Genomic DNA, 23301 nt, shown 5'->3' on the forward strand with positions numbered 1-23301 from the left:
AAGGGGAGTTTTTATGAGCGCGATAATGTCAGGTGCTATTAGCATGGGGATATTGGCATGGATATGGGCTAATTTAAGCGCAGCCGTTGGAGTTTCAACTTGGGCAGGGTTTATGGGCACTACAACCTATTATGCATCAGGAGAGAGATTTATAAAAGGCTGGGTAAAAGGTATGATTGCAAATATGGTAGGAGTATTATGGGCCATAATTTGTGTGGAAGTATCTAAGGTTCTCCATGTTCCTAATATAGTTGCTATTATGACAGGAGTTATTTCATTTGGTATAGTTGCAGAAGCTAAGTGGAAGAACTTGTCGTTTGTACCAGGAGTATATATTGGATGCTCTACAACTTTTGGAATGCTTGCTTTAAATGGAACTTATTTATCTACAGTAGTAGCACTTTTAATGGGTTCAGTTGTAGGCTTGCTTTCAGATGCTGGTGGAGAATTATTGGTAAGGTTAACCAATAAAAAGGAAACGGAAGAGAATTTGGTAGAAAAACAAGGATAACGGAATATATTGTTGGATTCATCCATATGAGGTTTATTAGCCGCATATGGATGAATTTCATAGATTAATTATTTTGTACTAAGATTGTTTGAAGAGATAATATACATTAAATGTAGGGTTTTGATTTTATAGAGATAGTATAGTATTTTTTAGGGGGGTATAAAATGAAAAAGTTTGATATGATAGTAAAAAACGGGGTTGTAGTAACAGCTTCTGATACTTATAGGGCAGATATTGGTATAAAAGATGGTAAGATTGTAGAATTGTCATCAGATTTAAATGAAGATGCAGTTGAAGTTGTAGATGCAAAGGGTAAATATGTATTTCCAGGTGGAATAGATCCTCATACACATATGGACATGCCTTTTGGAGGTACTTTCTCCAGTGATAATTTTAAAACTGGAACTATAGCAGCAGCTTGTGGTGGAACTACTACTATTGTAGATTTTGCTGTTCAACCAAAAGGAAAATCATTAAAGGAAACTGCTAAAATATGGCGTGAAAAATCAGATGGTAAAGCAGTTATAGATTATGGTATTCATATGAATATAACAGATATGACTGAAGATGTTATGAATGAAATACCTGAAATGATTAAAGAAGGATACTCTAGTGTTAAGTTATTTATGACTTATGAGGGTATGAGAGTAGATGATGGCACTTTACTTAGAACTTTAACAAAGGTTAATCAAAGTGGTGGTTTAACTTGTGTTCATGCAGAAAACTATTATGCTATAGACTATAATACAAAAAGACTTTTAGCAGAAGGAAAAACTGAACCAATATATCATGCGTTATCACGTCCAGATTTAGTAGAGGGAGAAGCTTGCGGAAGAGCTATAAAGCTTGCCAGAATGGTTAATGCACCTCTTTTTGTAGTTCATAATACTTGTGAAGCTTCCATTTCTGAAATAGCTCGTGCAAGAGCTGAAGGTCATCCAATAATGGGAGAAACTTGTCCTCAATATTTATTACTTTCAGAGGACAACTATAGAGAACCAGGCTTTAATGGAGCTAAATATGTAATGTCACCACCTCTTAGAGATAAGAAAAATTGGCCTGTTGTATGGAAAGCTTTAAAAGATAATACTGTTCAATTAGTAGCGACAGATCATTGTCCTTTCTTTATGAAACAAAAAGAGTTAGGAAAAGAATCATTCACTAAGATTCCAAATGGTGCACCTGGAGTAGAGCTTAGAATGTCATTAATTTATACTTATGGAGTAGCGGACGGAAAGTTTGATTTAAATAGATTTGTACAAGTAACATCAACAAATGCTGCTAAGGTATATGGCATGTATCCACAAAAGGGAACTATTGCAGTAGGCAGCGATGCTGATTTAGTAGTATTTGATCCAAATATTGAAACTACAGTTACACAATCTATGCTTCATGAAAATGTGGATTACACACCTTATGAAGGATTCAAATTAAAGGGATATCCAGTAACTACAATAAGTAAAGGAAATGTAGTTGCTAAAGATGGTAAATTTGTAGGGGAAGAAGGAGCAGGTAAATTTATAGTAAGAAAAGCTCCGATGATGATATAGCTTAAATAATTATATAATTATTAAAGATTAAAAAGGGATGTGTTTTAAAATGGGAAATAAAATTATAACTTGTGATAAAGATAGAATGGAAGATAAAATTGTTACATTTAGTAAGTTTGGTGACGCGGGTCATGGCGGAATTACCAGATACTCATTGTCACCTGAAGCTCATCAGGCAAGAGATGAATTTGTAAAGAGAATGAAGGCAATTGGCGCAACAATCGAGACAGATGATATGGCTAATGTATATGCAACTATTGAAGGTTCAGAAAAGGGACTAAAAAGAATTGCAATGGCATCTCACTGTGATTCAGTTAAAAATGGTGGAAATTATGATGGTATTTTAGGTGTATTGTCTGCTATGGAAGTTTTGGAGACAATTGCAACTAATAAGATTCCACACAGACATCCTATTACAGCCATGATTTGGACAAATGAAGAAGGTTCTCTTTATCCACCTGCTATGATGTCATCAGGAATTCTTTGTGGTAAATTTAAAAAGGAAGATATGTTAGCTTCAAAGAGCATATTAGATCGCACAAAGACTTTTGGACAAGCTTTAGATGCAAGTCCATATAAGGGAGAAGAAAAGAACAGATTAACACCTAATGGATATATGGCTATGTTTGAAACACATATCGAGCAAGGACCAATACTTGAAGATGCAGGTAATGACATTGGTGTTGTAACTTGTGTACTTGGTATGTTCAACTACAGAATCAAATTATTCGGTCAGGCTGATCATGCAGGTACCACTCCAATGCATAAGAGACATGATGCATTGTTTGCTGCAGCTAAAGCTCTTTGCTACTTACATGAAGAAATTGATAAATTAGGTGACAAAGATCTTGTATATACAACTGGAGAAATAGTATGTCATCCATGTGTTCATACAGTAATTCCTGATATGATTGATTTTTCAATTGATGTAAGACATGAAGATCCAAAGGTTCTTGAAAAGGTTCTTGCTATTGTTAAGAGTCTTGATGGTAAGAAATTTGAAAAATGCACATGTAAAGTAGAAAAGGCTTGGGCTAGAGATACAGTGTATTATGATAAGGAATTGGTAGAATACGTTAAAGAAAGTGTGGATGAACTTGGATATTCAAATCAGTACATCAACAGTGGTGCAGGACATGATGCTCAGTACGTATCTGAAGTAATTCCTACAACTATGATATTTGCTCCAAGTAAAGATGGACACAGCCACTGTGAACCTGAATTTACTTCAGTTGAACAATGTACAAAAGCTGCAAGTGTAATGCTTCATGCAGTTCTTAAAGCAGATCAAAAATAAGAAATAGAAAACAAGAATATAGAAAATTAATTATACGAATTTATCATTTTATGGTTATCTTTACATATATACTATGGGGTATGTAAATTTAATCAGAAAGAAAAAAGGTACATGGGGGTATTACATATTCCCATGTATCTTTTTTATCTTAAGAAAGTTTACATACTAACGATTTAATTAATATAGAGCTTATTTAAGAAATTATAAAAAGTAACTAACAAATTACTTTGGGAGGAAATTCATATGAAGAAATATAAAATAGGAGAGAAAATTCAGTTTACACAAAATGCTATAATAGAAACGAATAAAGGAAAAAAGGTAAAAATCAAAAAAGGTGATGAAGCTATGGTCATTAGAAAGGTAGATGACGAATGTGGTGAAATAGTTTATGTCACAGGAGAAGCAGCTGGTTTAAGTCAAGTAATAGCAATAGAAGTAGATGGAGAATTAAATGCAAATTATTTTGCAAAGAAGATAATGGAAGAGTTATAAAAGAATATTTTTAAAGAAAGAATATAAACTTTTATCTGAAATCAAAGACCATATATATTAGGAAAACAAATCCCTTTATATATGGTTTTTTGTCGTGAAAATTTACAAATGTTAAATTTTGAAACAGCTAGTTATTTGCATATTTAAAAATCTTCCAACAATTGCTTAGAAGAACACATTGATAAAAATGCTTTTATATTATCATTATTAGTCTTAAAAATAATATAACTTTTGATTTGAGGTGCATCAAAATCAATTAATGGTATGTGTATTAGTGAATTGCTTCTTATATAAGGTTCCACAATGCTTTTGGGAAGAAAACTATAACCAATGCCATCAAGTAAATATTGTATAAGCTTTGTGCTGTTGTCAATTTCAAAGTGAAACTGATAATAAGAAGGAAATAATGAACGTATAAATTGTCCAGTTTCTTTTAGTGCAAGATCACACATAAGATAATCTATTTTTAATAGATCATTTTTACAGATACCATCTGTGAAGAAGCTATTTTTAGGGCTGGTAACAAGAAGTAGTTCATCTAAAGCAAAAGGAATACACTTATATCCAAATTTCTTATAATATATATAGGAAAAAACAACATCTAATAGTTGATCTTCTAACATCTGAAGCAAATCATGTGAATGATCAAGTATTACTTTAACGGATATATCTTTATTAGAGGTTATAAAAGAATGGGTAATAGAATATAAATGACATTCATAAATAGTGTTAGCGCTACCAATCCTAAGTGCATTTTTATAAAAATTTGATTGATTCATTTCTTGTATAGCAATCTTTTCTAATTCTAAAATTCGCTTTGCATAATTTTTAAATACAATACCTTCAGCAGTTAGTTCTATATGTTTCTTATTTCGTATGAATAATTTTTTTTCTGTTTCTCTTTCTAATTCAGCAATACGATTTGTGACAGTTGACTGTGCTACAAATAATTTTTCAGCTGTAAGTGAAAAGTTTTTCAATTTTGAGAGTAGAAGAAAAGTTTGTAAATTTTGTGTATCCATTTCAAACTCCTTACTATTCGATAATCGAATTAATATTATCAATAAAATTCGTTTAACAAATACTAACATATGTAATATAATAAATCAAGATGTTATATAGTCGAAAGAGAGTTGTATTTAAATGAATGAGAATAATCACAAAAAGTGGATAATATTTGCAGTCACTAGTATGGCCAATCTAATAGTATCATTTTCTGTAAATAGTTTGAATCTTGCACTTCCAACACTAGCAAAAGAATTTGGTGTTACTCAGAATAATGTTAGCTGGTTAGCTTTAGTATATTCTTTGATACCGTGCTGTGCTTTGCTAATTTTTGGACGTACAGCAGAACTTTATGGATATAAGAGACAATTTAAAATAGGCTTTTTATTTTTTGGAGCAGTATGTGTTGCAGCACCATTACTATCGATAAATTTGGGAATGCTGATTTTTTTCAGATGTTTACAGGGAATTGGATATAGTATTATGGTTTCTATTACTCAGGCAATTGTTAGTCGAACTTTTGATTTAAATGAACGTGGAAAAGCTTTAGGGGTGAATTCTGTATTTATTTCCGTAGGATTAGCTGCAGGACCTACTATTGGTGGATTCTTATTGACTCATTTTTCATGGCATGCTATTTTTTATTTTAATGTACCAATTTGTATTTTAGGTTTTATTTCAACCTGCATTATTATGCCGGATGACAGCAAAGAAACTTCTGAAAACAGGAGTATGGATTGGCTTGGTGCAATTTTATTTGCAATGTCAATAGGTACTTTCTCAGTAGGACTTAATTTTAGTAATCAATTGGGATGGAAATCATTTTTAGGATGTATGTTTTTTAGTATTTTAGTATTAAATATATTTATTATGCATGAAAAACATATAAAATCACCATTAATGTCTTTACAATTATTTAAAAATAGAACATTCTCTATGGCAAATGCAGCATGCATGTGTTCGTATTTAGTTCAACAATTGATTACTTATTTGTTACCATTTTACTTAATAAATGTATTATCGCTGCAATCAGATAAGTCAGGATTGATCATGTTATCATCATCAATTGCAATGATGGTAATGTCACCTGTTGGAGGTGGCATGACTGATAAATATGGAACGCGTTTGCCATCCAGTGTGGGATTGATTTTTATTTGTGTTAGTTGTTTAATTATGAGTTCATTAAAAGTATCATCCAATTATATTATAGTAATTATTGCATTGATTGTTATGGGAATTGGAAATGGTTTGAGTGTTTCGTCAATTAATACAGCTATCCTAAGTTCAGCTCCTAGAAAACACGCTGGAGTTGCTTCTGGAATGTTAGCAACTATGCGTAATCTTGGACAGACATTGGGAGTTGCATCTAGTACCATTATTTTAGCATCTCGCCAGTTGGTTTATAATAAAAAGACACATTTAGGGGTGAAAGATGTTTATCTACTTGCGCAAAGAGATACTTATTATTTTGGAATCATAATTTTGCTGCTGGCACTTATTTTTATATTTTTACTTCCTCACTCTATAAAAGGTAAAAGATTAGATGAGGATGAAAATTTGGAAAAGGAAATATCAGTTTAAGTTCTAAAATTAAAGGAGATTTTTATTATATATTCTTAAAGTTATTAATAAAATTTAGGTATAAACATATTTATAAGGTGGATGAATATGAATGTACTTAAATCTTTAAGAGATGTAAAAAAAGTTAATTTACTTATACTCATAACAATATTATATTTAAGCACAATATTAGTTTTTGGAATAATCTATTGGAAAATAGCTAATTTATCTTCAGGAGAATTTTTTGTATTTCAAGAAGATATAAATACAAATATTAGAATAAATGCTTTTAAAAAAGATATGAAAATAGGTACATGCAGTAAAGATTTAAAAAATGCTATAAATGATTTAATAATAGCGGGAGAATATAAAAGGCAGCCCGTAAAAATTTTAGATGGAAAAGAGCTGTATAATTTTGATTTTAATAATTCATTAGGTGACACATGGGCTAATTATTACTACCTACTAGCTCAGGAAAAGGGAATTACCCATATGAAAATAGAAGATGTTAAAGAATATAACGTGATCAATAAGTTTAAAACTTATGTTTTGAAGATTTCTTTATACAGTCTTAATGATAAAAATGAGCACGATAACTATGAAGTTTATAAAAATGATAACAATAAATTTGAAAAGATTGACACGGTAAAAGTTTGGATAGAAAATTACCCTATAATTTATGATAAAATTTTTAATAATGAAAACTATTTTTATCCTCTAAATTTTTATTTTGTAAATTTGATGAAAAACTCCATTTCATTTTTAGATGATAGCCCTATAGTATTAAAGAAGATCGTAAATGATAAATTTAAACACTCCTTATGGAATTTTTTGTATTTTAGTACAGTAACTATCACTACTTTAGGTTATGGAGATATATTACCCAATTCTACTTTAGTGCGTGTACTTGTTATGGTTGAAACCATATTTGGAGTATTTATAATAGGGACCTTTGGATCTTGTTTATTCTGGAACAGTAAAAAGTAAAAAAAACTTTAAAACTTTTGTGAAAAAGGATAAAATATAGTTAAATGTTTAAATAATGAAGGGAGCTGTTTAGTTTGACAGAAAAACTATATTATAAGGATGCTTATATAACAGAATGTGAAGCAAATGTTTTAGATATAATAGAAGAGGATGGAAAGGTACTTGTTGTACTAGATGAAACACCATTTTATCCAGAGGGAGGAGGACAGCCTTCAGATACTGGAACAATAGATGGAATAAAGGTAAGTTATGTTTCAGAAAAAGGTGAGATAATATATCACCATATGGATAAAGCACCAGAAAATAAGAAGGTAAAATGTTCAATAGATTTTGAAAGGCGTTTTGACCATATGCAGCAGCATTCAGGAGAACATTTACTTTCAGGAGCTATTTTTAAGCTTTATGGTGGAAACAATAAAGGATTTCATTTAGGAGAAGAATATGTAACTGTAGACATAGATATAGATCCTTTTACTGAAGATATGGTTAAGAAGGTAGAAGATGAAGTAAATGAGTACATATATGCAAATAGAACCTTTGATACATATATAGTTACTAAGAATGAAGTAGATAAAGTGCCTGCAAGAAAAAAGATAAATGTAGATGAGGATATAAGAATAGTAGAAGCAAAAGATATGGACTGCTGTCCTTGCTGTGGTACACATGTTAAAACTACTAGTGAAGTAGGTATAGTAAAGATTTTAAAAGCTGAAAGATATAAAGGAATGACTAGAATCTATATTAAATGTGGAAAGAGAGCTTTTAAGGATTTTCAAGTAAAACATGATATTATAACAAGTTTAAATAAAGTTCTATCCGTAGATGAAAATGGAATATTGGATAGAGTTAATAAACAATTTGAAGAAATAGAGAGTTTAAAAAGAGAATCCAGCAGATTAAAAAGTACTATAGCAGGAATTGAAGCAGAAAGTATAATTAAAAATGCAAAATCTAAACTTATATCTATACAATTTGAGGATAAGAACTTTGAAGATATACAATTAATAGGTTCTATACTTGAAAATAAAGGCTATGTAGTTATTTTTGCATCATTAGATGATAAAAAAATATTATTCCTAAATAATACAGATATAGATGTAAGCTGTGGAAAATTATTTAAAGAACATATAAGAGAATTTAATGGAAAAGGCGGCGGAAAAGATAAGAGAGCTCAAGGAACCTTTGATAATAAAGAAGACCTTATTAAGTTCTGCGAGTTATTATCCGCCACTGTAAGAGAAAAGCTTTAAAAAAAGGCTTTAAAAAAACAGTAGTATATGCTACTGTTTTTTATATGGGACTTTTGCATTAAGGGGGAATTTTAATGAAGAAGGTTGGAACTGCTGTTATACTTTGTGGAGGTAAAAGCAGCAGAATGGGTTTTGATAAGAGCAAGATAGAAATAAAAGGCAAATATTTAATGGAACTTACTGCTGAAAAATTAGAAACTGTCTTTGATGAAGTGATATTAGTAGCTGAAAAAAAGGATAAGTTTAAGACATTAAAATATACAGTACTAGAAGATTTAAAAAAAGAATATGGTCCAGCAGGGGGTATATATACAGCACTGAAATATGCCAATTCTAAATATGTTTTCTTCATAGCTTGCGATATGCCTATAGTAAATATAGAATATATAAAGTATATGATGAAAATAGCTGAAGAAGATAACTGCGAGTGTGTCCTTCCTAAAAACGGAAAATGGATTGAACCAATGTATGCCTTTTATTCTAAAGATCTAATAGAAGATTTTCAAAAGGGAATAGATAACAATAATCTACTTCTTTATGACATAATAAAAAACTCGAAGATTCATTATATTCCAGAAGAGGTTACAAGAAGTTACAGCGAGGACTTGGAGATGTTTGTGAATTTAAATTACGTTAAGGATTTGGATATTTTAAAAAAGTTATATTAATTCCAGCAGACTAAACAAGGTAACTTTTTTGATTATATCTTGAAATGAATGAAGAATCCTCATTAACTGAAGATTCTTCTGTTTCATTTTTCGATAATTAAATTCTACTGTAGAAAAAAATATAAAAAATTAAAATTTTCGTAAGAAAAAAGTTAAAATTAAAGAATTATATTCATGTAAGATTTAATTACAGAAAAGTTAAGGAGTTGAATCTTATGAATATAATATCAAAAAAAGTAATTGGATCATTGTTAATTATAGTTTTAATCTTAGTGGGGGTAAGTAATAACCTCAGTATAAAAGAAGTGAAAGCCCAAGAAAAATCCAGCGAAGTACATGGAATTATAAATAATAATGAAGATGTTAAGAGTTTTATGAATAATTACTTCCATGAAAAAATGAAGAAGTACTTAGTGCCAGGAGCATCAGTTGTTGTAGTTAAAGATAATAAAGAAATATTTAAGATGGGTTATGGATATAGCAATTTAGAAGCTAAAGCTTTAGTTGATCCAGACAAAACAAGTTTTCCTGCATGCTCTGTAAGTAAGTTATTTACAGCAACAGCTATAATGCAGTTATATCAAGATGGAAAAATAGATTTAGATAGAAATATTAATGATTATATTAGACCATATAAAGTTATTAATAAGTATAATAAGGCTGTTACTTGTAGAAATTTATTAACTCATTCAAGCGGACTTGATGAAGCGAGTGAACTTAATGGAACTACAACAGATGAGAAAGCTATAAAATCACAGGAGTATTTTATTAAGACCCATACTCCAGTAGTTGTTACAGAACCAAACACTATTTCTAGATATTCAAATGAGGGATATGATCTTTTAGGATATATAGTGGAAAAAGTCTCTGGAATTAGTTATGAGGAATATGTGAAAGAAAAAATATTAAAACCTTTAAATATGAATAATAGCTCAGTTAGGTTAAAAAGCAGTAATACGGCTATGGGATATACATATGATCATAAGTATGTTTCAAATCCTTTAGCATATCAATATACTTCAGGATCAGCTGGAATAATTGCCACAGCTAAGGATATGGAAAATTTTATTATAGCTAATTTAAATAATGGACAGTTTGAAAATAACAGCATTTTAAGTAAGAATACATTAGCTTTGATGCACAGCAAACAATTTTCTAATGATGAGAATTTACCAGGAATGGGCTTTGGATTTATTAGAAGTTATAGAAATGGACAAGAAATAATAAAGCATGAAGGAGCTCTACCATCTGGATATACTACTACACTATTTTTTATTCCAAAAGAGAATTTAGGAATATACGTTGCAACTAATTCATTAGGCCCACTTCCATTTAATTTTGAAGAGGAATTTCTAAATTATTTTTATCCTGAAAGTAATAATAAATTCAATGCTGCTCCTAAAAATGTAGGTAAAGATTATAGTAAATATGAAGGAATCTATAGAAGTTATGATGGAACATCAAAAACTAATATTATGAAATTAAATGTACTTTTTGATCCATCAATGGATATGAAAATTAAAGATAATAAGAATGGAACGTTAACTTTGCATGAATTCACATCAGCTAAAGAAGAAATCACAACTAAACTTGTTGAAATAAAAAATGGAGTATTTTTAAGAGAAGATGGAAGAGGAAAATTTGCTTTTAAATTTGATAAGGATGGAAAGGTAGCTTATGCATTTAATGATGTAAGTGAGAATTCCTTTGAAAAGATAAAGTTTCATGATGAGAGAAGATTTATTATGTCAGCATTAGGTATTTCAATATTTATGTTTATTATAAATATAATTTCATTTTTAGTATCATTCATTAGAAGAAAAAATAAAAAATATAGGAAATCAGAAAAAATAGGAGTTATCAAGCCATTAAACATATTTATAGAAGTCTTTAATGTCATTGGAACATTAGGAGCAATAATGTTATCAGTAATGATGATTTATAATAATGATTTTAGTTTTAAATATTTACTTTACCTTTTTTTAACTATGTTGATTATATCAACTATAATGGCTCTCTTTAGTTTAGGTTTATCAATTTGTTATTTGGTTAAGAAGAATGTATCAATAAGGACAAAGATATGCTATGTGTTTTTAAATATAGCAAATTTAACTTTTATATGGCTTTTATATTACTTTAATCTTTTAGGCTATAAAATATAGTTAAAGTAAGTTATAGTATAGTAAGGACAACTATTGAATAAGGGGATAAATTTACATGTTTAATATTTTAATTATAGATGATGAAGCTGAAATAGTTGAGCTTATGGAAATATATTTAGTTAATGAAGGGTATAAGGTCTTTAAAGCTTATAATGGTGCCGGGGGAGTCAACATAATAAATGAAGAAGATATTCATCTGGTTATTTTAGATATAATGATGCCAGGTATGGATGGTTATCAGGTATGTATGAAAATACGAAAAGATTATAATATACCAATAATAATGCTTAGTGCTAAAAGTCAAGATATGGACAAGATACAGGGATTGTCCATTGGAGCAGATGACTATATGGTTAAGCCTTTTAATCCTATGGAGCTTATTGCTAGGGTCAAATCTCAAATAAGGAGATATATCTTTTTAAATGAAAAAAGCAATAGAACTAATGATGTTGATATTATTGAATTTAAAGATGTAACTATAAACAAAAAAAATCACAGAGTATGTAAGTTAGGCAAAGAATTAAAATTGACTCCAATAGAATATGAAATTTTATTATTACTAGTTAATAATTTGGGTAAAGTATTTAGCGCTGAAGAGATATTTAAAGAAGTTTGGAAAGAGAAATATTTTGAAGGAAATAATACTGTTATGGTTCATATGTGGAGGCTTAGAGAAAAGATAGAGGAAAATCCTAAGGAGCCTAAGTTAATAGAGACAGTATGGGGAGTTGGATACAAAATTGAAGAGTAGAAGTATAAAATATAATATAATTACTAATTTTTTTTTCAGCGGAGTGCAAGCATTTATAGTGACTATGTTAATATTTGTTTTAGGTTTTGGAATGTTACATGTTTTATCTAAAAGCCTTTATATAAGTTTTGCAAATGCTTATAATAGTGATAGAACAGTTATGACAATTTTCACTTTAGTTATTTTCGTCATATTTATATGTTTAATGTGTTTTATATTTATAAATAAGATGAACAAGATTACTGATTATATAGAAGAAATCTCAAGAGTCTTAAATTTAGTTGCTACAGGAAACATGGATGTAAATATCCCCATCAGAAGAAAAGATGAACTTGGAACTTTGGCAAGTGATGTAAATAAAATGACTTACAATTTAAATGAATTAATGAAAAAAGAAAGAGAATGGGAAAATCATAAGAATAATTTAATTACTAATTTATCACATGATTTAAGAACTCCATTAACTTCAATTCTTGGGTTCTTAGAATTAATAGAAAAGTATGCTAGTAGTGATGAAAAATTAAAACACTATTGCAATATTTCACTGGAGAAAGCTAAGAAATTGAAGAATTCTATAGATCAGCTTTTTGAATTTACTAAGATAAATAATGCAGATTTGCAGTTAAATAAAACTGAAATAAGCATAGAAGCATTAATTGAGCAGGTAACTATGGGATTTATACCAGTGTTTGAAGATAATAATATGGAATATAGAATAACCTCAAAAATTAAAGGTTTAAAAATAAATGCAGATCCTATTTTGTTAGTTAGAGCATTCGAAAATATAATAAGTAACACCATTAAATATGCTAGCAAAGGAAAATATTTGGATATAATTATAGACAAAGAAAATGATATGGCAATAGTTAAGTTTATAAATTATGGAGAGCAAATAAAACAGGAGAATCTGGCAAATTTGTTTAATAGATTCTATAGAGTAGAAAAATCTTGTGACAAAAGAGAAGGAACAGGACTAGGTTTAGCAATTGTAAAAACAATAATAGAATTGCATTCTGGAGAGATAAAAGTTACAAGTTCTAAAGAAAAAACACAATTTGAATTTAAATTATATATAAACCTATGATATTACTTTAAAAATGAGTATAATTAATATGTCTATAAATATAAAAGCATAAGTTATATCAACTTTGCTTTTTTATTCAATTTACTTGAAGAAAGGATTTAAAGTATATGGGAAAAATATTAGTTCTTGCAGAGAAACCATCTGTTGGTAGAGAAATTGCAAGAGTATTGAAATGTGGTAAAAAAGGCAATGGATGCCTGGAAGGAGAAAAATATATTGTAACTTGGGCTTTGGGACACTTAGTTACTTTAGCGGACCCAGAGGCTTATGATGATAAATATAAAACATGGAAGATGGAAGATTTGCCAATGCTTCCTAAATATTTGAAGCTTGTAGTTATAAAACAAACTAGTAAACAATTTAATGCAGTAAAGGAACAGTTAAATAGAAAAGATGTAGTTGAAATAGTTATTGCTACAGATGCTGGAAGAGAAGGAGAATTGGTAGCAAGATGGATAATTGAAAAGGCTAGGATAAATAAGCCTATAAAGAGACTTTGGATTTCTTCTCAAACGGATAAAGCTATTAATGAAGGCTTTAGAAATTTAAAACCTGCATCACAATATGATAATTTGTATAGAGCTGCACAAAGTAGGGCAGAAGCAGATTGGATTGTAGGACTTAATGTTACAAGAGCGCTTACATGCAAGCATAATGCTCAACTTTCAGCAGGAAGAGTTCAGACTCCAACACTGGCTATGATTGTTCATAGAGAAGAGGAAATTAAAAATTTTAAACCAAAGGACTATTATAGTATAACAGGAAGTGCTAATGGATATACTCTTCAGTGGCAAGGTGGTAAAGGACATTTTAATACTTTTGATGAAGATTTTGCAAACAAGATAGTATCAAAGGTTAATAATCAAAATGGAAAAGTAGTTGATGTAACAAAAAGTGATAAGAAAAAGTATGCACCAGCACTTTATGATTTAACAGAGCTTCAAAGGGATGCCAATAGACTTTTTGGTTTCTCAGCAAAGCAGACACTTTCTATAATGCAAAGATTATATGAAAATTATAAGTTCTTGACTTATCCAAGAACAGATTCAAGATATATTTCAGATGATATAGTACCTACACTGCCAGATAGATTAAAGGCAATATCAGTAGGAAACTATAGTAAATTTGCTATGGAAATTATGAAGGGAAAAATAAGAGCACATAAAGGTTTTGTGGATAATAGTAAGGTTTCAGATCATCATGCTATAATTCCAACAGAAGAAAGAGTTAATCTTTCAAAGTTAAGTAATGAAGAGAGAAAAGTATATGATTTAGTAGTTAAAAGATTTTTAAGTGTATTGCTTCCTCCATTTGAATATGTGCAAACCACTGTAAAGGTAGAAGTTAGTGGAGAAAACTTTGTAGCCAGTGGAAAGGTAATTAAATCAAAGGGCTGGAAGGCTGTATATGATAAAGATGAAGATTTTGATGATAATGATGCACATGAAAATGAATTAAAGGAACAAGTGCTTCCACAAATAAATAAAGGAGATAGTATAAAGCTTACAGCAGTTAAGATGCATAAAGGTCAAACTAAACCACCTGCAAGATTTAATGAAGGAACATTGTTGTCTGCTATGGAAAATCCTCAAAAATATATAAATATGAATAAGGAATATGCAAAAACTTTAGGAGAAACAGGTGGGCTTGGAACAGTTGCTACAAGAGCAGATATAATTGAAAAATTATTTAATACTTTTTATTTAGAGAAAAAAGGTAAAGAAATAATACCAACTTCTAAAGGAAAACAACTTGTAGAATTAGTACCAGAAGATTTAAAATCACCACTTTTAACTGCGAAATGGGAAACTGATTTAAATTTAATAAGTAAGGGAAAATTAAATGATAAGAGTTTCATAGGTAATATGAGAAACTATTCAGTGAAGCTTGTGGAAGATGTAAAAGGAAGCCATGATAAATTTAAACATGATAATTTATCAGGTGCTAAATGTCCTGAATGTGGCAAATATATGCTTGAGGTAAATGGAAAGCATGGAAGAATGCTTGTGTGTCAGGATAGAGCTTGCGGTCATAGAGAAAATTTAGCAAGGTTAACTAATGCTAGATGTCCGAACTGTCACAAGAAGCTTGAGCTTAGAGGACATGGAGATGGCCAAATTTATGTTTGTACAACTTGCAGCTTCAGGGAAAAAGCAGCTTCTTTCAATAAAAGATTTGATAATAAGGAAGGTAAGAACAGTAAAAGAGATGTAGCAAATTATATGAAGAAGATGAAAAAGGAAAATGAAGCTCCAATGAATTCAGCTTTAGCAGATGCATTAGCTAAATTAAAACTAAAATAAGATAGATATTTCTATTGAGAGATATATTGAGAAAATTAACAAAATGTGAAAAAAACTATATAAAACATATTATCCAAAACTACTTAAAAGATTTTGGATAATATGTTTTTTTAAATTCAGCTAAGGACACTGAACAAATTCTCTACCCAATAAACAATCTCCATAAGTAGGAGACAAACCATAACAATCTGACTCTGCATCATTAACATGATCACATCCATTAACATAGTAATAACCATCCTAAAATTTAAATTAAATATTTTCTAGTTAATAGTGAAAGAAAATATTACATAACCATTCTGATTTATATAATATAGTAATGGAAGCTTATATTAATGTCAATAATTAAAAACATAAAAACATGTTGAATTTTATATAATATTTAATTTATTTAGAAATTTACAAAAAAATATTGACAACAATAGCAAAAACATTATAATATTGCAATTAAGATAGTATAAAATGAAATAATGGTCGAAATTGTAAAGTACGTGTAGTTTTAATTGATAATTCTCAACCATAAGTCCATTGACTTGATATGAATAGATTCGTAAAGGATTACACATTCTACTAAAAAGAAAGAACTTATCTTTGTTCTTTTCTATACAAATTTTAAATAGGGGGTCTTTTTTATGAAGAAAAAACTTGCACTATTATTAAGTTTAATTTTTGTTTTTTTAGTGGGATGCACTACTAAACAACAAGAAGCTGCTAAACCAAAGGAAGCTAGAAGTATGGTACTAGCTACTACTACCAGTACCCAGGATACGGGACTTTTAGATTATTTAGTTCCATTATTTAAAAAGGATACTGGAATAGATGTAAAGGTAGTAGCTAAAGGAACAGGAGAAGCTTTAAAGCTTGCACAGAATGGTGATGCTGATTGTCTTTTAGTACACGATAAAGCAAAGGAAGAAGAATTTATAAAGAATGGTTATGGTCTTAAAAGAAATGATGTAATGTATAATGATTTTGTTATTGTAGGACCAGCTGAAGATCCAGCTAAGATTAAAGAAAAGGCTTATAATAATCCAGTTGAAGCTTTAAAGATAATTAAGGATAGTAATGCTAAATTTATCTCAAGAGGAGACGAATCAGGTACTCACAGCAAAGAAAAAGGCTTGTGGAAGTCTGCAGGAATTACACCTAGTGGAAGCTGGTATGTATCTGCAGGCAAGGGAATGGGTGCAGTATTACAAATGGCGGATGAAATGAAAGCCTATACTTTAACTGATAGAGGAACATATTTATCTATGAAAAACAAGCTAAAGCTTCAAATTGTTACAGAGAAAAGTCCTCAGTTATATAATCAATATGGAGTAATAAAATTAAATCCTGCTAAGAACCCTAAGCTTAAGGAAAAAGAAGCAGATGAATTTTACAATTGGATTTTGTCTGATAAAATTCAAAAAACTATAGGTGAATATGGAAAAGACAAATACGGGCAGGCACTTTTTATTCCAAATGCTAAAAAATAATTTATAATGGGAGACATTTTTAAAATGCTAACACTTATAAAAGAATTACTTCCTGTTATAGGTATGTCCCTAATGGTATCCATGTCATCTACAGTTATGGCAGCAGTAGTAGGAATAACTATAGGGATTTTAGCAGGACTGAAAGACTTCAAATTGAAAAAAGTTATAGTAAGATTATTAGAAACCCTTATGAGTACTCCACCAGTACTCATGGGGCTTTTAGTATATTTACTACTTTCTAGAAAAGGTGTTTTAGGCAGTTTGGAGCTTTTATTTACTCCAACAGCTATGATTATAGCACAGACACTATTGGTATTTCCTATAATAACTGGTCTTACAATTAGTTCAACACAAAAGCAGGGTAGGGAGATTAAAAAAAATTGTGAAGTGCTTGGTGCTTCAAGATTCAAAACTTTATTAACTATAATTGTGGAAATGAAGGAACAGTTACTTACTATAGCTGCCAGTGGCTTTGGAAGAGCTATTTCAGAAGTTGGAGCAGTAATGATGGTAGGAGGAAATATTAAAGATCATACAAGAGTAATGACCACATATATAGCGTTAGAAACAGGAAAAGGAAATTTTGAAGGAGCTATTATCATAGGAGTAATACTACTTTCTATTTCTTTAATTATAAATATTGTTCTACACAAATTTCAAGGAAGTGAAACTGATGAATATTGAGGTTTTAAATATTATAAAACAATATGGAAATAGAGTAGTGCTAAATATAGACAAATTTAATTTTAAAAACACTGGATTATACATAATTTTAGGTTTAAATGGAAGTGGAAAAAGTACATTTCTTGAGTGTATAGCAGGAGTAAATAGAATTAATTCAGGAAGCATAAAATACGACCATAAAGATTTTAAAGATGAAAAAGATAAAATTTCGATGTTGCTTCAGAAACCATATATTTTCAATACTTCTGTTAAGGAAAACATAATAAAAGGACTTTTATTTAAAGGGGAAAGGTGGGAAGAGCTTTTACAAAAGTATAATTCTTATATTAAAGATTTTGATATGGAAAAATTAATGGATAAGAATGCAAAAACTTTATCTGGTGGAGAAAAATCAAAAACAGCTCTTTTAAGAGTAGCTATGCTGGAGACAAAGATAACTTTATTAGATGAACCAACTGCCAGTATGGACTTAGAAAGCACATTAGTTGCTGAAAAATTAATAAAAAGTATGTCTTTAAATGGCAGAATTGTGATAATGATTACTCATGACTTGTATCAAGCAAAGAGAATAGCTGATTATGTTCTGTACATGGATAAAGGTAAAATTATCGAATATGGAAATAAGGTTGAGTTTTTTACAAATCCTTCAAATGAAAAGCTTAAAATGTGGTTAAATGTAGATTGCATAAAATAGAATTAAATACTAAAATCATCACTTTGATGGTAGAAGATAGGAGGCACTAAAGTATGGACTTTTATAAGGTATTATCAGTTGAAGAAGTAAAAGACATAATTAAATCTAAATTTTCTTTAGGTTTAGGAAAAGAATTAGTAGATTTAGAGCAGTGTAATGATAGAATACTTTATGAGGATATTGTTTCACCATTAAATATTCCAGGTTTTAAGAGATCTATTGTGGATGGATATGCAGTAAAATGCAGGGATGTGCAGGGTGCTAGTGAAAGTATACCCTCTATGCTGGAGTTAAATGGAGAAGTTATAATGGGCAAGATGCCTTCTAAAGCATTGGAATTTCCAGGAGAATGTATGTATATACCAACTGGTGGAATGCTTCCTGAGGGTGCAGATAGTGTAGTAATGATTGAGTACACTGACAAAATGGACGACGATACTATACTTGTGAATAAGTCAGTTTCCTTTGGTGAAAATGTACTTAATGAAGATGAAGATGTGGAATTAGGAGAAACTGTGCTTAAAGCAGGAACACTGCTTAAACCTTACAGCATAAGTATGTTGTCAAGCTTAGGAATTATTAGGGTACCAGTAGTTTGTAAGCCAAAGGTAGGGATAATTTCCACTGGGGATGAAATTATAGCACCAGAAGAGTATCCAAAGCCTGGTCAAATTAGAGACATAAATTCATATCTTTTATACTCTTCTGTCATTGAAGATGGTGGAGAACCAATATTCTATGGAGTTATAAGAGATGATTATGATAAATTATTTGAAAATGTAAGAAAAGCTAATGAAGAATGTGATTTAGTTCTCATATCTGGTGGGAGCTCAGTAGGGAAAAAGGATCAAACTGCAAGAGTTATTGATGGGCTTGGAGATCCAGGGATACTTCTTCATGGAATAGCAATAAAACCAGGTAAGCCAACTATACTAGGAAAAGTTAAAGATAAACCTATATTTGGGTTACCAGGACATCCTCTTTCCTGTGCAGTAGTTTATAGAATAATAGTTAGATATCTTTTACAGAGGATGATGAAATTTGAAGAAGTTGAATATCCTATTCCTTGTAAGTTTAGTACTAACTATCATAAGGCCAAAGGAAGGGAAGAATATCTTCCAGTTAAAATTGAAAATATAGAAGGAGAATATATAGCTGTACCTGTTTTATCTAAGTCTGCTGTAATCAGTGGATTTACCAAAGCTTGGGGTTATGTAAAGATAGATAAAAATGTAGAGGGAATTTTTAAAGATCAGCAGGTATATGTTTATAAATTTCAGAGGTGATATTATGGCACAGAAAGTATATTTATCAAATTATGAATTTAAAGAAGCACTAAATAAATATTTAGACGAAATAAGTTCTGTATTTTTAAGTAAAGAGGTAATAAACACAGAAGAAGGTTTAGGAAGAGTTACTGCAGAGGCGGTTTATTCAAAAATTTCTTCCCCTTTTTATAATTGTTCTGCCATGGATGGTATTGCTCTTCATAGTTCTAAAACTATAGGAGCGTCCGAAAAGCATCCAGTGGTGTTAAAGGAAGAGGAGGATTATATAGTAGTAGATACAGGAGATCCAGTTCCAAAGGAATATGACTGTGTAATAATGGTAGAAGATATAGTTAACATAGATGAAAATAGAATTCAAATATATAAAAGTGCAGCTTCTTGGCAGAATATACGTCCTTTAGGTGAAGATATAGTGGAAAATCAACTTATTGTTCCATCAGGCCATGTTGTAAGACCTGTAGATATAGGAGCAATGCTGGCAGGAGGAGTAAATGCAATTGAAGTTTACAAAAAACCTTTAGTAGGCATTATACCAACAGGTACTGAGCTAGTGGAGCCAGGTAGTGACCTTAAGGTTGGAGATATAATTGATTTTAATTCAAGAGTTTTCAGTGCACAAGTAATTGAATATGGAGGAACACCAAAAAGATATGGTATAGTAAAAGATGATTATGAAACTTTAAAGGAAACTTTAAAAAGGGCTGTTTCAGAGTGTGATATAGTTATAATCAATGCTGGTTCTTCTGCAGGAAGAGAAGATTTTACCAGTGATTTAATTGCTGACTTAGGAAAAGTTTATGTACATGGTATTGCTATAAAACCAGGAAAACCTACTATTATGGGACAGATTAGTAATAAGCCTGTTCTTGGTATACCTGGATATCCTGTTTCTGCTTACTTTATAATGGAAAAAGTTCTTAAGAAAATAGTAGAAAATTATCAAGGGCTAAAGACAAAAGAACCTGAAAAAGTAGAGGCAATTTTATCAAGAAGAATTATGTCATCCTTAAAGCATTTAGAATTTGTGAGAATGAAGCTTGGATATGTGGGAAATAAGATTATTGCAACACCACTATCAAGAGGAGCAGGTGCTACTATGTCACTTGTTAGAGCTGATGGAACATTAGAGGTTCCTCAAAATGTAGAAGGTATTGAAGCAGGAACTAAAGTTGAAATAAATCTTATGAGGGATATGGAAGAAATCAAAAATACTATTGTTTGTATAGGCAGTCATGACCCAATTTTAGATATATTATCAGATATGCTTCATGTAAGAAATAAGCATTACTATTTGTCTTCAGCTCATACAGGAAGTATGGGAGGAATAATGGCACTTAAAAATGAAGAAACACATATTGCCCCAATTCATTTATTAGATATGGAAACTGGAGAATATAATATTTCTTATATCAATAAGTATTTAAAAAATAAAAATATAGTATTGGTAAAGGGAGTAAAAAGAATTCAAGGACTTATGGTTCAAAAGGGTAATCCTTTGGCACTTAAGAATATTTCAGATATTTCAGAAAAAAATGTGCGTTTTGTAAATAGACAAAGAGGAGCAGGCACAAGATTACTTTTAGATTATTACTTAAAAAAGCTTCACATTTCACCAGAACAAATTAATGGTTATGAAAGAGAAGAATTTACACACCTTTCAGTAGCAGCGGCAGTAGCTAACGGAGATGTTGATTGTGGTCTTGGAGTATATTCTGCAGCAGATATGATGGGTCTTGATTTTATTCCAGTTTGCAATGAGGAATACGATTTTGCAGTGCCTGTACAGTATTTAGAACTTTATATAATTAAAGAACTGCTTCGGGTTATGAAAAGCAGTGAATTTTTAAAGAAGCTTGATGAACTTGGAGGCTATGATTACTCGGATATATGTAATATTGTATACATTTAAAAGATAAGTTGTATGAAGGGAGATACTTGGATGCCTAGTATTTTATCAATAAATATAGGTGAGAAGAAAGGAGTTGTTAAGAAAAATGTTGAAAAGGGATATTTTAAAATAAATCATGGTCTTGTAGGAGATATTCATGCAGGAAAATTGGATAGACAGGTGAGTTTACTGGCACAGGAAAGCATTGATAAGATAAAAAAATCAGGAATAGATGGCTTTTGTACAGTTAAATTTACTGAAAATCTTACTACCTTTGGCTTAGATCTATATAAGTTGTCTGTTGGTACAAAAATGAAAATTGGTGAAGCTGTTTTAGAAATTACTGAGGTTGGAAAACAGTGTCATAAGGGGTGTGAAAGAAGAAAATTACAAGATGACTGTGTGATGACTATGGAATGTGTATTTGCTAAAGTGTTAAGTTCTGGATGGATTAAAAAAGGAGATAAAATTGAAATAGTATGAAAAATTCTAACGAAAAAGTATATAGAAAATCAGTAAGAAAGATAGCTCAAGGTCGTGCTATATATACCTTTGATAAGATAATAGGGAAAAGCAAAAATTTTGTAAGCATCGTAGAATACGCAAAAAAAATATCTGACAGTACATCTACTGTATTGATAACTGGTGAAAGCGGTACAGGTAAAGAGGTTTTTGCACAAGCTATACACAATTCCAGCAGTAGAAGAGATAAAGTTTTTATTGCAGTAAACTGTGGTGCTATACCATCAAACCTTATTGAATCAGAGTTGCTTGGCTATGAAGAAGGAGCTTTTACAGGAGCTAAAAAGGGTGGAAATGCTGGTAAATTTGAAATGGCTCATGGCGGAACTATTTTTTTAGATGAAATAGGTGAAATGTCTTTAGAGACACAAGTAAGACTTTTAAGGGTTATAGAAGAAGGTGTTGTAAGCAGAGTTGGAGGTTCAAAGCAGATTCCTGTAGATGTTAGAATTATAGCAGCTACTAATAAAGATTTACAAGAAGAAGTAAACAAGGGAAGCTTTAGAAAGGATTTGTTTTACAGACTTAACGTTATACCTCTAGGACTTCCTCCTCTAAGAGAGAGAAAAGAAGACATACCTATTTTAGTGGATTATTATATGGCCAGAATAAGCAAAAAATTGAATAAGAAAAAGTTTAATATTGATAACAGAGTTATGAAGAAGTTTTTAGAATATGAGTGGCCTGGAAATATAAGAGAATTGGAAAACGTTATTGAACTTATAGTAAATACAGAAAAGATTCCAGACTATATACTTAAAATACATAAAACTTCTGTAGTTGCAAAAAATAAAGCTGCTGAAAGTTATATAAATTTTGAAAGTATGAAGCTTGAAGATGTAGAAAAAAATCATATTATAAAGGTTCTTAAAACCTTCAGTGGAAATATAAGTTTAGCAGCTAAGGCAATGGGAATTGGAAGAAACACCTTATACAGGAAGATGGAAAAGTATCATATAGAGTGTTCCAAAATGGAACTGTGATCTGAAACAGAACAAAAAATGCGCCAAAATAGAACAATAATTTTGGCGCAGTACCCTCAAAACACTACATTTTCATCATTGGCACGATTTATGCTATATATGAATATGCAATTGTTTGAATAATCAATTTTTTTAGGAGGGTT

Annotated in this window: 19 protein-coding genes and 1 pseudogene; 19 read left to right on the top strand and 1 reads right to left on the bottom strand. The window is 30.3% G+C overall.

Annotated elements, in window-relative coordinates; all coding sequences use genetic code 11:
• The first annotated feature begins 13 nt into the window (after window positions 1–13).
• The 4 genes from Q6H37_RS09310 to Q6H37_RS09325 all read left to right on the top strand — a co-directional run bounded on the left by Q6H37_RS09310 (window position 14) and on the right by Q6H37_RS09325 (window position 3850).
• On the top strand, window positions 14–511 hold the full coding sequence (locus tag Q6H37_RS09310; RefSeq protein WP_007060244.1) for a DUF1097 domain-containing protein: 498 nt from the start codon (window positions 14–16) through the stop codon (window positions 509–511).
• A 164-nt stretch (window positions 512–675) separates the two neighbouring features.
• Complete coding sequence (gene hydA, locus Q6H37_RS09315; RefSeq protein ID WP_318741246.1) at window positions 676–2061, top strand: dihydropyrimidinase; 1386 nt, start codon at window positions 676–678, stop codon at window positions 2059–2061.
• A gap of 49 nt (window positions 2062–2110) precedes the next feature.
• Window positions 2111–3358 carry a Zn-dependent hydrolase gene (locus Q6H37_RS09320; protein ID WP_318741248.1) on the top strand — a complete coding sequence of 416 codons (1248 nt, stop codon included), beginning with the start codon at window positions 2111–2113 and terminating at the stop codon, window positions 3356–3358.
• A gap of 243 nt (window positions 3359–3601) precedes the next feature.
• Window positions 3602–3850 carry a hypothetical protein gene (locus tag Q6H37_RS09325; RefSeq protein ID WP_318741250.1) on the top strand — a complete coding sequence of 83 codons (249 nt, stop codon included), beginning with the start codon at window positions 3602–3604 and terminating at the stop codon, window positions 3848–3850.
• Window positions 3851–3993: 143 nt separating this feature from the next.
• Here the strand turns inward: Q6H37_RS09325 and Q6H37_RS09330 are convergent, their stop codons facing one another.
• On the bottom strand, window positions 3994–4872 hold the full coding sequence (locus Q6H37_RS09330; RefSeq protein WP_318741252.1) for a LysR family transcriptional regulator: 879 nt from the start codon (window positions 4870–4872) through the stop codon (window positions 3994–3996).
• A gap of 121 nt (window positions 4873–4993) precedes the next feature.
• Between Q6H37_RS09330 and Q6H37_RS09335 the strand changes: the two genes are divergently transcribed.
• The 15 genes and pseudogenes from Q6H37_RS09335 to Q6H37_RS09405 form a co-directional block, all read left to right on the top strand.
• Entirely contained in the window at window positions 4994–6436 is a 1443-nt protein-coding gene (locus Q6H37_RS09335; protein WP_318741254.1) for an MFS transporter, read from the top strand.
• Window positions 6437–6523: 87 nt separating this feature from the next.
• Entirely contained in the window at window positions 6524–7402 is an 879-nt protein-coding gene (locus Q6H37_RS09340) for a potassium channel family protein (protein ID WP_318741256.1), read from the top strand.
• A 74-nt stretch (window positions 7403–7476) separates the two neighbouring features.
• A complete protein-coding gene (locus Q6H37_RS09345; protein ID WP_318741258.1) occupies window positions 7477–8652 on the top strand; it encodes an alanyl-tRNA editing protein in 1176 nt (391 codons plus the stop codon).
• Between the two features lie 74 nt (window positions 8653–8726).
• Window positions 8727–9320, top strand: a complete 594-nt coding sequence (locus Q6H37_RS09350) for a molybdenum cofactor guanylyltransferase (RefSeq protein WP_318741260.1) — start codon at window positions 8727–8729, stop codon at window positions 9318–9320.
• Window positions 9321–9535: 215 nt separating this feature from the next.
• Window positions 9536–11482 carry a serine hydrolase gene (locus Q6H37_RS09355; RefSeq protein WP_318741262.1) on the top strand — a complete coding sequence of 649 codons (1947 nt, stop codon included), beginning with the start codon at window positions 9536–9538 and terminating at the stop codon, window positions 11480–11482.
• A gap of 55 nt (window positions 11483–11537) precedes the next feature.
• Window positions 11538–12233, top strand: a complete 696-nt coding sequence (locus Q6H37_RS09360) for a response regulator transcription factor (RefSeq protein WP_318741264.1) — start codon at window positions 11538–11540, stop codon at window positions 12231–12233.
• On the top strand, window positions 12223–13317 hold the full coding sequence (locus Q6H37_RS09365) for a HAMP domain-containing sensor histidine kinase (protein WP_318741266.1): 1095 nt from the start codon (window positions 12223–12225) through the stop codon (window positions 13315–13317). The genes Q6H37_RS09360 and Q6H37_RS09365 overlap by 11 nt, the downstream gene beginning before the upstream one ends.
• 107 nt (window positions 13318–13424) lie before the next feature.
• Window positions 13425–15620, top strand: a complete 2196-nt coding sequence (locus Q6H37_RS09370; RefSeq protein WP_318741268.1) for a DNA topoisomerase III — start codon at window positions 13425–13427, stop codon at window positions 15618–15620.
• Window positions 15621–16252: 632 nt separating this feature from the next.
• A complete protein-coding gene (locus Q6H37_RS09375; protein WP_007062348.1) occupies window positions 16253–17098 on the top strand; it encodes a substrate-binding domain-containing protein in 846 nt (281 codons plus the stop codon).
• Window positions 17099–17122: 24 nt separating this feature from the next.
• Window positions 17123–17782, top strand: a complete 660-nt coding sequence (locus Q6H37_RS09380; RefSeq protein ID WP_318741270.1) for an ABC transporter permease — start codon at window positions 17123–17125, stop codon at window positions 17780–17782.
• On the top strand, window positions 17772–18476 hold the full coding sequence (locus Q6H37_RS09385; protein ID WP_318741272.1) for an energy-coupling factor ABC transporter ATP-binding protein: 705 nt from the start codon (window positions 17772–17774) through the stop codon (window positions 18474–18476). The genes Q6H37_RS09380 and Q6H37_RS09385 overlap by 11 nt, the downstream gene beginning before the upstream one ends.
• 53 nt (window positions 18477–18529) lie before the next feature.
• Window positions 18530–19762, top strand: a complete 1233-nt coding sequence (glp, locus tag Q6H37_RS09390) for a gephyrin-like molybdotransferase Glp (RefSeq protein ID WP_318741273.1) — start codon at window positions 18530–18532, stop codon at window positions 19760–19762.
• A 4-nt stretch (window positions 19763–19766) separates the two neighbouring features.
• On the top strand, window positions 19767–21674 hold the full coding sequence (locus Q6H37_RS09395) for a molybdopterin biosynthesis protein (RefSeq protein WP_318741275.1): 1908 nt from the start codon (window positions 19767–19769) through the stop codon (window positions 21672–21674).
• A gap of 30 nt (window positions 21675–21704) precedes the next feature.
• The gene (locus tag Q6H37_RS09400) at window positions 21705–22136 is read left to right on the top strand and encodes an MOSC domain-containing protein (protein WP_318741277.1); all 432 of its coding nucleotides are present in this window, start codon (window positions 21705–21707) and stop codon (window positions 22134–22136) included.
• 23 nt (window positions 22137–22159) lie between these two features.
• Window positions 22160–23158, top strand: a pseudogene (locus Q6H37_RS09405) (sigma-54 interaction domain-containing protein); the annotation flags it as partial.
• Between the last annotated feature and the right edge of the window lie 143 nt (window positions 23159–23301).

The sequence above is a fragment of the Clostridium sp. JS66 genome, from assembly GCF_033561535.1.
Lineage (GTDB): Bacteria > Bacillota > Clostridia > Clostridiales > Clostridiaceae > Clostridium_AM > Clostridium_AM carboxidivorans.